Annotated in this window: 9 protein-coding genes; 2 read left to right on the top strand and 7 right to left on the bottom strand. The window is 49.6% G+C overall.

The features are described from left to right. Positions 1-4: 4 nt before the first annotated feature. Entirely contained in the window at positions 5-328 is a 324-nt protein-coding gene (locus tag AC3RPL_RS08475; RefSeq protein ID WP_034940959.1) for an HI1450 family dsDNA-mimic protein, read from the top strand. Positions 329-437: 109 nt separating this feature from the next. Here AC3RPL_RS08475 and oppF read toward each other — a convergent pair whose 3' ends face one another. The 7 genes from oppF to AC3RPL_RS08440 form a co-directional block, all read right to left on the bottom strand. Then, a complete protein-coding gene (oppF, locus tag AC3RPL_RS08470; protein ID WP_034940960.1) occupies positions 438-1,439 on the bottom strand; it encodes a murein tripeptide/oligopeptide ABC transporter ATP binding protein OppF in 1,002 nt (333 codons plus the stop codon). Next, a complete protein-coding gene (locus AC3RPL_RS08465) occupies positions 1,436-2,449 on the bottom strand; it encodes an ABC transporter ATP-binding protein (RefSeq protein ID WP_490739649.1) in 1,014 nt (337 codons plus the stop codon). The genes oppF and AC3RPL_RS08465 overlap by 4 nt, the downstream gene beginning before the upstream one ends. 11 nt (positions 2,450-2,460) lie before the next feature. Then, entirely contained in the window at positions 2,461-3,369 is a 909-nt protein-coding gene (gene oppC, locus AC3RPL_RS08460) for an oligopeptide ABC transporter permease OppC (protein ID WP_261643577.1), read from the bottom strand. Positions 3,370-3,382: 13 nt separating this feature from the next. Then, a complete protein-coding gene (gene oppB / locus AC3RPL_RS08455) occupies positions 3,383-4,303 on the bottom strand; it encodes an oligopeptide ABC transporter permease OppB (RefSeq protein WP_034940963.1) in 921 nt (306 codons plus the stop codon). Between the two features lie 84 nt (positions 4,304-4,387). Then, positions 4,388-6,019, bottom strand: a complete 1,632-nt coding sequence (gene oppA, locus AC3RPL_RS08450; RefSeq protein WP_490739648.1) for an oligopeptide ABC transporter substrate-binding protein OppA — start codon at positions 6,017-6,019, stop codon at positions 4,388-4,390. A gap of 165 nt (positions 6,020-6,184) precedes the next feature. After that, on the bottom strand, positions 6,185-7,774 hold the full coding sequence (locus AC3RPL_RS08445; protein ID WP_490740656.1) for an ABC transporter substrate-binding protein: 1,590 nt from the start codon (positions 7,772-7,774) through the stop codon (positions 6,185-6,187). Between the two features lie 669 nt (positions 7,775-8,443). Continuing rightward, positions 8,444-9,091 carry a YchE family NAAT transporter gene (locus AC3RPL_RS08440; RefSeq protein ID WP_490739647.1) on the bottom strand — a complete coding sequence of 216 codons (648 nt, stop codon included), beginning with the start codon at positions 9,089-9,091 and terminating at the stop codon, positions 8,444-8,446. A 490-nt stretch (positions 9,092-9,581) separates the two neighbouring features. On the opposite strand from AC3RPL_RS08440, the gene adhE reads away from it, so the two are divergent. Further along, positions 9,582-12,263 (top strand): bifunctional acetaldehyde-CoA/alcohol dehydrogenase, encoded by a 2,682-nt coding sequence (gene adhE, locus AC3RPL_RS08435; RefSeq protein ID WP_490739646.1) that lies wholly within the window; start codon positions 9,582-9,584, stop codon positions 12,261-12,263.

Below are 12,263 nucleotides of genomic sequence, written 5' to 3'. Positions count from 1 at the left end.
TGCTATGGATTTGAATAACCGCCTTACTGAAGACGAAACCCTTGAACAGGCCTACGATATTTTTCTTGAGCTGGCAGGAGATAACCTCGACCCGGCTGATATCATCCTGTTCAATCTGCAATTTGAGGAGCGCGGCGGCGCGGAGCTGTTTGACCCCGCTGATGACTGGCAGGAACACGTCGATTTTGATCTGAATCCCGACTTCTTTGCTGAAGTGGTTATCGGGCTGGGTGAAGCCGATGGCGAGCCAATTACTGATGTGTTTGCCCGCGTGCTGTTGTGCCGGGAAAAAGATCACAAGCTCTGCCATATTCTGTGGCGCGAATAACCCTGAAACAAGACGCTTAAAAGGCGCGACTTCCTCTCCTCCTGACCCGCACTCCCGCGCTATCACTGGCGCGGGGTGCTTTTTACCACAATGACTCACTGCCGGACATTTATAACGGGTCGACCTTCAGACAGGAAACCGCATGGCGGAAACTGCCTTCCAGCAATGGACGTGTCTTCGCGCATTCCGGGCCGGCAATCGGGCAGCGGGTGCGAAACACACAGCCAGAAGGCGGATTAATCGGTGAAGGCAGCTCCCCTTCCAGTAACTGGATAACCTTGTTTTTCTCCAGATCCGGGTCGGGAATCGGTACCGCCGACATCAGTGCCCGCGTGTAGGGGTGCTGCGGGTTCTGATAAACCTCGTCATAGGTGCCCAGTTCCACGGCATGGCCCAGATACATTACCAGTACCCGATCGGAGATATGCTTCACTACTGCCAGGTCGTGAGCAATAAAGATCAGCGACAGCCCCATTTCACGTTGCAGTTTTTGCAGCAGGTTGACGACCTGTGCCTGAATCGATACATCGAGCGCAGAAACCGGCTCATCACAAATAATCAGCTTAGGCTCAAGGATCAGCGCACGGGCAATACCAATACGCTGGCACTGACCGCCGGAAAACTCATGAGGATAACGGTTGATCAGGTTTGGCAACAACCCGACCTTCATCATCATCGTTTTCACCCGCTCTTTCACTTCCTGACGCGGCATTTTGGGATGATAGGTGCGTAAGGGTTCCGCAATGATGTCACCGATGGTCATGCGCGGATTCAGCGAAGCCAGCGGGTCCTGAAAAATCATCTGGATATCGCTGCGGGCTTTGCGCCACTCTTCTTCACTCTGCCCAAGCAGGTCACGCCCCAGCCAGGCGACACGCCCTTCGGTGGCATTGACCAGACCGATAATGGCGCGTGCGAGGGTGGATTTACCACAGCCTGACTCACCCACCACGCCGAGGGTTTCTCCCTCGTACAAACGCAGGCTGACGCCATCGACGGCCTTCAGGCTTTTGGGCGGCTGCCAGAACCACTGACGGCCATCCTTGATCGCAAAGTGGACTTTAAGATCGGCAATTTCTAATAACACTTTCTTTTCTGCTACCGCGCTCATACCAGCTCCTCCACGGGTTTAAAGCAGGCACGCTGACGTCCTTCACCAAAAGGTGTCAGCGGTGGCGCCGTTGAACAAATTTCCATCGCATTGGGGCAGCGCGGCTGAAAAGGACAACCCTGCGGCAGACGCAGCAGATTAGGTGGATTACCGGGTATGGTGGTCAGCGATTCACCTTCTGCATCCAGACGCGGCACGGCATTAAGCAGGCCAATAGAATAAGGATGTGTCGGCTGATAAAACACATCCCTCGCCCCGCCATACTCCATGGTTCTGCCGGCATACATCACCAGAACCCGATCGCAGATCCCGGCCACCACGCCCAGATCATGGGTGATCATAATGATGGCCGTATTGAACTCGCGTTTCAGATCATTAAGCAGGGTCATAATTTGCGCCTGAACCGTCACATCAAGCGCCGTGGTAGGTTCATCGGCAATCAGCAGTTTTGGCCGGCAGAGCAGCGCCATCGCGATCATCACTCGCTGCCGCATCCCCCCTGAAAACTCATGAGGGAACATCTTCATCCGTTTACGCGCTTCCGGCATTTTTACCGCATCGAGCATACGTACCGACTCTTCAAAAGCCTGCGCACTGCTCATCCCTTTGTGCAGTTTCAGTACTTCCATCAGCTGCTCGCCTACCCGCATGTATGGGTTCAGAGAGGTCATCGGGTCCTGGAAAATCATGGCGATTTGCTCAGCCCGTAGCCGGTTCAGCTGCTTCTCAGGCAGATTAAGAATTTCACTGCCGTTGAACAGCGCCGAGCCGCCAATACGCCCATTGCTGGCCAGTAATCCCATCAGTGCAAAGGCCGTCTGGGATTTACCCGAGCCAGACTCACCCACGATCCCCAGCGTTTCGCCCGCCCGCAGGCTGAAGTTGAGATCGTTAACTGCGGTAACATCACCATCCTGCGTGGCAAACGTAACCCGCAAATCCCTGACGTTAAGCAGAGCGTCGCTTCCCGCTTTTTTCACCATAACTGGCTGTTGTTCAGTCATATTCATCGGGAAACTCCTTAACGATCTTTCGGGTCGAGGGCATCACGCAGGCCGTCACCGATAAAGTTAAAACAGAACAGCGTAATCACCAGAAATCCTGCCGGGAACAGCAGCAACCACGGCGACACTTCCATTGAATTCGCACCATCACTGAGCAGTGCTCCCCAGCTACTGAGTGGCTCCTGTGTACCCAGCCCGAGGAAGCTGAGGAAAGATTCGAACAGGATCATGCTTGGCACCAGCAGCGAGGCGTAGACCACCACCACACCCAGTACGTTTGGCACGATATGCCTGAGGACAATACTGACCGTGGAAACACCGCCGACATGGGCCGCTTCGATAAACTCTTTACGTTTCAGGCTCAGTGTCTGACCGCGTACAATACGTGCCATATCCAGCCAGGAAACCAGGCCAATAGCGACAAATATCAGCAGTATGTTGCGTCCAAAGAAGGTGACCAACAGGATGACAAAGAACATGAACGGGAAGGAGTTAAGGATTTCCAGCAGGCGCATCATTACCGAATCAGTTTTACCGCCAAGATACCCGGCCAGCGATCCGTATAATGTGCCCACCAGCACGGCGACCATTGCGGAAGCAATGCCAACCATCAGCGAAATTCGCCCACCAATCGCCACGCGCACCAACAGATCGCGGCCGGATGAATCCGTGCCAAAGTAGTGCTTCGACACCATATCCGGCGCGGCAGACATCATGCTCCAGTCGGTATCATCATAGGTGAACGAAGAGAGCATTGGCGCAAACACCACAAACAGGGCGATTATCAGTAAGACTAACAGGCTGGCCAGCGCGGCGCGGTTGTGAATAAAACGACGTCGTGCGTCCTGCCAGAGACTACGGCCTTCCACCTCCAGCTTCTCGCTGAAGGCATCAAGAGCGGCGCTATTTTTTTTACTCAACATCATTGCCAGCTCCGGATCAGTAACGAATTTTGGGATCGATAACCGCATACAGCACGTCAACGATCGCATTAAACAGGATGGTTAACACACCAACCAGAATGGTCAGGCTCAGAACCAGCGAGTAATCGCGGTTGAGTGCACCATTAACAAACAGCTGGCCGATTCCCGGCAGACCATAGATGGTTTCAATCACCATTGAGCCGGTGATAATGCCTACAAAGGCCGGGCCGAGGTACGAAAGCACTGGCAACATGGCTGGTTTCAGCGCATGGCGCAGCACGATGCGGTGCATTGGCAGACCCTTAGCCCGCGCAGTACGAATAAAGTTGGAGTGCAGCACTTCAATCATCGAACCACGGGTGATACGGGCGATACTGGCAATGTAGGCCAGCGACAACGCGACCATCGGCAGGATCATAAACCGCAGTTCCCCGCCATTCCAGCCACCACCCGGCAACCACTTCAGGGCAATGGCGAAAATGAGCACCAGTAAGGGAGCGACCACGAAACTGGGGATGACCACGCCCGTCATCGCTACCCCCATCACCACAAAGTCCCATTTGGTATTTTGCTTCAGCGCCGCAATGACTCCCGCCGCCACGCCAAAAATTATCGCCAGGATAAAGGCGGCAAGACCCAGTTTGGCTGAAACCGGGAAAGCATGGCCTACAAGATAATTCACCGAATAGTCTTTGTATTTAAAGGAAGGCCCGAAATCACCGTGAGCCAGCTGTAACAGATAGTCGGTGTACTGTTTCCAGATCGGATCGTTCAGGTGGTATTTGGCTTCGATGTTTGCCATCACCTCTGGCGACAGTGTGCGCTCGCCGGTAAAAGGGCTTCCCGGTGCAAGTCGCATCATAAAGAAGGAGATGGTGATCAAAATAAGTAACGTCGGAATCGCTTCCAGAATACGACGTAAAATAAACTTTAACATTGCCCGTACCTGCTGGCTTGTGCCTCAGCACTGCTTATAAAACGACACGCAGGGGGAAGGCTGCCCTTCCCCCTGTGGTTGCCATTAATGTTTGATAATATACAGATTTTTATCGTAGACGTTATCCAGCGCATCCTTACCGGTGTAACCACCCACGTAAGTTTTCACCAGACGGGCGTTTACGTAGTAGTAAACCGGGGCAATAACAGAGTCTTTATCCAGTACCTGTTCAGCTTTGGCGTAGAGATCGCTGCGGCTTTTTTCATCACTGGCCTGTCCTGCGGCGGCCATGACCTTATCGAACTCAGGTGAGGCATAGTGTGAGGTGTTGTTGCTGCTGCCGGTCAGCATGGTATTCAGGAAAGAAGTCGGTTCGTTGTAATCTGCACACCAGGCGGCACGCGCCACATCAAAAGTTCCCTGATGACGGGTATCGAGGAACGTTTTCCACTCCTGGTTATTGAGCTTGATATTGACGCCGAGGTTTTTCTTCCAGATTGAAGAGGCGGCAATCGCCAGTTTTTTATGCAGATCGGAAGTGTTATACAGCAGTTCAAAGGAGAGCGGTTTCTCTGCCGTGTAACCTGCGGCAGCCAGCAGTTTTTTCGCCTCTGCGTTACGTTTTTCCTGCGACCAGCTGGCCCATTCAGGCTTAATCAGCGCGGCGCCATCGGTCGCCGGTGACGTATAACTCCAGGCTGGCAGCTGTTCCTGAGCCAGTACCTTATTAACGATAATATCGCGATCGAGGCCCAGTTTCAGAGCAGTGCGGACGCGCACATCGTTAAATGGCGGCTTCTGATTATTAATTTCGTAGTAATAAGTGCAGAGGTAGGGATCAACATGCAGTTCTTTCGGGTTCTCACGTTGCAGTTTTTTAAACAGCTCGATCGGCATGTTGTTGTAAGTCATATCGCTGCCGCCATCGCTGAAATAGCGGTTAACATCGCTCACTTCAGATGAGATAGGCAGGAAGGTGACTTTATCCAGTTTGGTATTGGCGTTGTCCCAGTAGTCCGGGTTACGTACCACCACAATACGTTCATTGATGATGTGGGTCTGTAATTTATACGCGCCGTTGCCTACCCAGTTTTCTGGCTGGGTCCACTTATCACCAAACTTCTCAACAGCCGGCTTGTAGACAGGCGACATAGAAGAATGAATCAGCAATTTATAGAAATAAGGCACCGACTCGGTCAGGGATACCTGTAAAGTATGATCGTCCAGCGCTTTTACACCAAGGGTATCAGGCGATTTCTTTCCGGCGATGATGTCATCAATATTTTCCAGATGGCCATATTGCAGGTAACTGGCATACGGAGAGGCTGTTTTGGGATCGGCCAGTCGTTGCCAGCTGTAGACGAAGTCCTGTGCGGTAACCGGTTCACCATTGGACCATTTGGCATTCTTACGCAGGTGGAATGTCCAGACTTTTCCGTCTTTGTTATCCCAGCTTTCTGCCACACCAGGAACAGGATGTCCCTGAATATCACTGATGACTAATCCTTCCAGCAGATCACGGCTGACATTCGATTCCGGCGTACCCTCAATTTTGTGCGGGTCGAGTGACTGGACTTCGCTGCCGTTACCTTTTATCAGTTCCTGCTTTGCCGCCAGTTCCACCCCTGCCGGAACAGTTGCTGCCAGTGCCATATTGCCGGTCAGTGCAGTCATAATGCCCAGAGCAACCAGGCTTTTTTTGGTGATGTTGGTCATGTAGTTATTTACTCCAGTTTTATTTATTGCTGATGAACTCAGAGAGCATCAGCGACCCCCGTTAACCGGGTATCTCAGAAGCCGGAACGATGACAGTCTGAGGTGCTTTGGCTATACCCTTGCTGTTAGTTATCCCGTCTGGCATCCCTGTCTGACGTATGTCCTTCAATGTTGAATAATGTAGTAATAGTGTAATACGGTCTGATCCTGCGGATCGTTGCCGGTGAAACCACCTACCCAGGGTTTCACCAGTCGGGGGCTCACCCGGTAATAAACGGGCACAACAGGAGAATCACTGTCCAGTTGCTGCTCAGCCTGCTGATAATATTCTGCACGCTGTTGATTGCTGCTGGCGGTGAGTGTTTTCGCCATCAACGCATCGAATTTATCGCTATGGTAAAACGCGGTGTTATTTGAAGAGTGACTTAGCAGGGTATTAAGAAAACTGGACGGCTCATTATAGTCAGCGCACCACGTGGCACGCGCCACGTCGAAGTTGCCCTGATGACGGGCGTCAAGCATGGTTTTCCATTCCTGATTGTTCAAAGTTACGCTGGCCCCCAGGTTTTTCTTCCACATCGAAGCGGCGGCAATTGCCTGTTTCTGATTCACGTCGGAAGTGTTGTACAACAGCGTGAAGCTGAGTGGGTTATCGGCAGTATACCCTGCCTCCTTCAGCAGTTTTTTTGCCAACTCATTTCGTTGCTGCTGGCTCAGATTCATCCAGTCGGGTTGCTTCAGCTGTGCCCCCTTAATATAAGGCGGTGTAAAGCTGCCTGCCGGGACCTGTCCCTGAGCCATAATTTTTTCTGCAATAATCTGACGATCAAGAGTAAGTTTGACCGCTGTGCGAACCCTGACGTCATTGAACGGCGGACGTTTATTGTTCAGTTCATAATAGAAGGTGCACAGCAGCGGGCTGACGTGAAGCTGAGAACCCAGCGATTTTTGCAACATTGGGAACTGCTCAGGCGGTAACACGCTGCCGGTAATATCAATCTCTCCACTGCGATAACGATTTACATCGCCAGAGGTGGAGGTAATGGGCAGAAACGTCGCCCTGTCGATGACGGTTTTTGCGTTATTCCAGTATTGCGGGTTGCGTTTAACTTCAATCTTCTCGTTGATAACCCAGCGACTGAGAACATATGCTCCATTACCAACATAATGTTCCGGAAGCGTCCACTTATCGGCCCACTTTTCCAGCGCGCCGCGATTAACTGGCACCAGCGAGCTGTGTGCGACAAGGTCAATAAAATAAGGTACAGACTCGGTAAGGGTCACCTGTAAATGACGGTCATCCAGGGCCTGAACGCCCAGCGTGTCAGCGTTTTTTTTGCCGGAAATAATGGCATCGATGTTTTCAATATGGGCATACTGAAGATAACTGGCATAAGGCGAGGCGTTTTTTGGATCGGCCAGCCGCTGCCAGCTGTAGACAAAATCCGTTGCGGTGACAGGGTCACCGTTACTCCATTTTGCATTTTTTCGTAGGGTAAAGGTCCATATTTTGCCCTGCTCGCTCTGCCAGCTTTCGGCCACGCCGGGAACCAGTTTGCCGTTATTGTCGGTAGTCACCAGCCCTTCCAACAAATTAATAATGACGTTGCTTTCCGGCACCCCTTCTGTTTTGTGGGGATCAAGAGAAGAAACTTCGCTGCTGTTGTTAATCACCACCGATTGCGTTGGCGCAAGGGTCACATTTGCCGGCACCTTTGCAGCTAAGGCAAAGTTATCAGCGGCAAAGGTAGCCATAGCGAACAGTATGAGCTGACGTAACGGACGACTTACATCGTAAGAACTTTTCATCAAAGCTAAGCAACCTGTAGTGATCGTTATCTGACATTGCGAAACAGCAATCGCACTTCCGCATTGCACAACTGATGCCAGTTTTTTTTAACGCCTTCGAAAAACTAACAGAACGGCGTTTTGGCAGCTAAGGAAGAACGCCAAAAATGTTAACTCGTTCTCTTTTACCACGAGTTTTTTACAGGTGAAGTGTTATTTAACAGAGAAAAATAATATTTTTTATCTATATATCAATATATTAGATAAAAGATAACGTTATACATACTTCAGAAGCAGAGGTTTTGCCTATAAAATGAACCAATTACGTTATACAGCCGTTAATTTGGATCTTTTAGCCTTAAAAAATCAAATTAACAGTTTTTTATTTTCAAATAACGATATATAAGGATCATTATTCCATAATGAAATTTTTTCAGTGCGCTGTATTTGCTTGCATATTAGCAAGTTGCAGTAATTACACTAATGATAGCGAGCATATGTTAAGCCATACAAATAATTGCACACCTCTGGTGCAATAAATCGCTTAGATGCACTTATTTGATGCATTAGTTGATAGCTGGCTAAAAAAAATCGCATATTATGCGCTTTAATGGGAAGTTTTCAGCGGGTGATTTTTCAGTTAACCAGACCGGGAAACAGGGCTTTGACTCCCGTCACGACAAATTCAATCCCCAGCGCCATCAGTAACAACCCCATGATTCGTGTAATGACGTTGATCCCGGTCTGACCAAGTACACGTACCATCAGTGGGGCCGCGCGGAACAACAACCAACAGCAGCAGGCAAACAGTGCCACTGAAATGCTGAATCCCAGCAGATTCTGCCAACTGTGATAGCGTGTGCTCCAGACGATAGTTGAACTGATGGCACCCGGACCGGCCATTAAAGGCAATGCCAGAGGTACGACGCCAATACTTTCTCTGATGGCCGTTTCTGATTTTTCCTGTTTATTTTGCTTATCTTCGCCCAGCTTGCCGCTGATCATTGACATGGCGATAGTCACCACCAGAATCCCTCCGGCGATGCGGAAAGAATCGATGGAGATCCCAAAAAACTGCAAAATAATGTCCCCAAGAAACAGTGAAATACACAGGATAATAGCCACCGAAAGGATAGCTGTCAGGTTAGTTTTGTTACGTGCAGCAGGCACCTGATAGCTGGTCATGCTGATGAAAACCGGAATAATGCCGAACGGATTGACCAGGGCAAAAAGCCCGACGAAAAATTTGATATAGATCGAAAAATCGAAAAGTGCCGGATTCACGCTAAGCTCCTGAGCGGACCAATTTGCCGTGGGCTAATTTAATAGAAAATCATCTTTCTTGCCATGCCCATTGTTAGCTATTTTCATCTACATGACAGGTCATTTCCCGGCAAAAAAATCCTTAATAAAAGTTTTTATTAGCAAAAAAAACCACACGATTATTTCAGGAATAATTCACAATAATAAAATGACGTGAAATGGCTCACAGACTGAAGCTGAAAGGAGTCAGCTTATTATAATTATGACTCAGATCAAAATTACTCCGTTTCATAGTGGGTAAGCTTTATTCCATACCTGTTTCGGTTAACATCCAGAACGCTTTCCAGTCAGGTTGTTAAACCCAGACTCTGTCAGTAAATCAGTGGTCCGGATGGTCAATCATCAGGTTGCAACTGCACCCTTTTGTCGCAACAGATTTACCCCCCAGGGCTATACTGGACAGTTCTCACTTGTTTACTAACAGAGTTTAAACTTCCATCAGGAGAGCATTATGGCCGTTACTAATGTTGCTGAACTTAACGCACTGGTTGAGCGTGTTAAAAAGGCACAGCGTGAATATGCTAATTTCACTCAGGAACAAGTTGATAAAATTTTTCGTGCCGCCGCTCTGGCAGCTGCTGATGCCCGCATTCCACTGGCGAAAATGGCGGTTGCAGAATCAGGCATGGGCATCGTCGAAGACAAAGTCATTAAAAATCATTTCGCCTCTGAATATATCTACAACGCGTATAAGGATGAAAAAACCTGCGGCATCCTCAGTACTGATGAAACATTTGGAACCATCACTATAGCCGAACCCACCGGCCTTATCTGCGGTATCGTGCCAACAACCAACCCCACATCCACCGCCATTTTCAAAGCGCTTATCAGTCTGAAAACCCGTAACGGTATTATCTTCTCTCCTCACCCACGCGCTAAAGATGCCACTAATAAAGCGGCAGACATTGTGCTACAGGCGGCGATTGCCGCAGGCGCGCCTGAAGATATCATCGGCTGGATTGACGTGCCATCAGTTGAATTATCCAATCAACTGATGCATCACCCCGATATCAATCTTATTCTGGCAACCGGCGGGCCAGGCATGGTCAAGGCTGCTTACAGTTCTGGTAAACCAGCTATCGGCGTTGGTGCTTGTAATACCCCGGTAGTAATAGATGAAACGGCCGATATTAAACGCGCTGTGGCATCGATTCTTATGTCAAAAACCTTCGACAATGGCGTTATTTGTGCTTCAGAACAGTCAGTGATCGTGGTGGATTCTGTTTATGACGCGGTTCGTGAACGTTTTGCCAGCCACGGTGGGTATCTGTTACAGGGCAAAGAGTTGAGATCCGTTCAGGACGTTATCCTGAAAAACGGTGCACTGAATGCCGCTATTGTTGGCCAGCCAGCGGTGAAAATTGCTGAAATAGCAGGGATTACCGTACCAGCCAATACAAAAATTTTGATTGGTGAGGTAAAACTGGTCGATGAATCAGAACCTTTTGCCCATGAGAAGTTATCTCCCACTCTGGCGATGTACCGCGCAAAAGACTTCGAAGACGCCGTTAACAAAGCAGAAAAACTGGTTGCTATGGGCGGTATCGGTCACACCTCCTGCCTGTATACCGACCAGGACAATGAACGGAAACGCGTTAATTACTTCGGCGATAAAATGAAGACTGCGCGTATTCTGATCAATACCCCTGCATCGCAAGGAGGAATTGGCGATCTCTACAACTTCAAACTGGCACCGTCTTTAACCCTCGGTTGTGGTTCATGGGGAGGCAACTCCATTTCTGAAAACGTCGTACCAAAACATCTTATTAATAAGAAAACTGTGGCTAAACGGGCAGAAAATATGTTGTGGCATAAACTTCCTAAATCTATCTACTTCCGTCGCGGTTCTCTGCCCATAGCCATGGAGGAAGTCGCGACCGATGGCGCTAAACGCGCTTTCATCGTTACCGACCGTTTTCTGTTCAACAATGGTTATGCCGACCAAATTGTTTCAGTGCTGAAATCGCATGGTATTGAAACAGAAGTGTTCTTTGAAGTAGAAGCAGATCCCACGCTGAGCATCGTGCGTAAAGGGGCTGAGCAGATGAATTCGTTTAAACCGGATGTCATCATCGCTCTTGGCGGAGGATCGCCAATGGATGCCGCCAAGATTATGTGGGTCATGTATGAACATCCGGAAACCGCATTTGAAGAGTTGGCATTGCGCTTTATGGATATTCGCAAACGTATTTATAAGTTCCCGAAAATGGGTGTGAAGGCCAAAATGATCGCCATCACCACCACTTCAGGTACGGGGTCTGAAGTCACACCCTTTGCCGTGGTCACTGATGATACCACCGGTCAGAAATATCCACTGGCAGACTATGCACTGACCCCGGATATGGCGATAGTCGATGCGAATCTGGTGATGAATATGCCCAGATCGCTGTGTGCCTTTGGTGGTCTGGATGCCGTGACCCATTCGCTTGAGGCCTATGTCTCCGTGCTGGCTAATGAATATTCCGACGGACAGGCCTTACAGGCACTGAAACTGTTACAGGAAAATCTGCCTGCCAGCTACCATGAAGGCGCGAAAAACCCGGTTGCTCGTGAGCGTGTTCATAACGCTGCCACTATCGCCGGTATTGCTTTTGCCAATGCCTTCCTTGGGGTGTGTCACTCTATGGCCCACAAACTGGGTTCTGAGTTCCATATTCCACACGGTCTGGCCAATGCCCTGCTAATCAGCAATGTTATTCGCTACAACGCGAATGATAACCCCACTAAGCAAACCGCATTCAGTCAGTACGATCGTCCTCAGGCTCGCCGTCGCTATGCTGAAGTGGCCGATCATTTACGTCTCAGCGCAGCGGGCGACCGTACAGCGCAGAAAATTGAGAAGCTGCTGTTATGGCTTGAAGGGATGAAAGCTGAATTGGGCATTCCAAAATCGATTCGCGAAGCCGGTGTACAGGAGGCGGATTTCCTCGCAAAAGTCGATAAGCTGGCTGAGGATGCATTCGACGATCAGTGTACCGGTGCAAACCCACGCTATCCATTGATTAGCGAACTAAAACAAATCATGCTGGATTCGTTCTATGGTCGTGAATTTACCGAAACCAGCTCATCAGTAAGTCATATAGCTGAAACCGAGGCGCCGGCCAGAAAAACAGAAAAGAAAGTAAAAAAATAA

The organism is Erwinia papayae, from assembly GCF_058241465.1.
Note: the sequence above shows the minus strand (reverse complement) of the source record. Positions and strands in the feature narration are given on the sequence as shown.

Bases quoted from the DNA above. Each gene is read 5' to 3' on its own strand.
- AC3RPL_RS08475 (WP_034940959.1), top strand. From the start codon at position 5: ATGGATTTGAATAACCGCCTTACTGAAGACGAAACCCTTGAACAGGCC.
- oppF (WP_034940960.1), bottom strand. From the start codon at position 1,439: ATGAGCGCGGTAGCAGAAAAGAAAGTGTTATTAGAAATTGCCGATCTT.
- AC3RPL_RS08465 (WP_490739649.1), bottom strand. From the start codon at position 2,449: ATGAATATGACTGAACAACAGCCAGTTATGGTGAAAAAAGCGGGAAGC.
- oppC (WP_261643577.1), bottom strand. From the start codon at position 3,369: ATGATGTTGAGTAAAAAAAATAGCGCCGCTCTTGATGCCTTCAGCGAG.
- oppB (WP_034940963.1), bottom strand. From the start codon at position 4,303: ATGTTAAAGTTTATTTTACGTCGTATTCTGGAAGCGATTCCGACGTTA.
- oppA (WP_490739648.1), bottom strand. From the start codon at position 6,019: ATGACCAACATCACCAAAAAAAGCCTGGTTGCTCTGGGCATTATGACT.
- AC3RPL_RS08445 (WP_490740656.1), bottom strand. From the start codon at position 7,774: ATGGCTACCTTTGCCGCTGATAACTTTGCCTTAGCTGCAAAGGTGCCG.
- adhE (WP_490739646.1), top strand. From the start codon at position 9,582: ATGGCCGTTACTAATGTTGCTGAACTTAACGCACTGGTTGAGCGTGTT.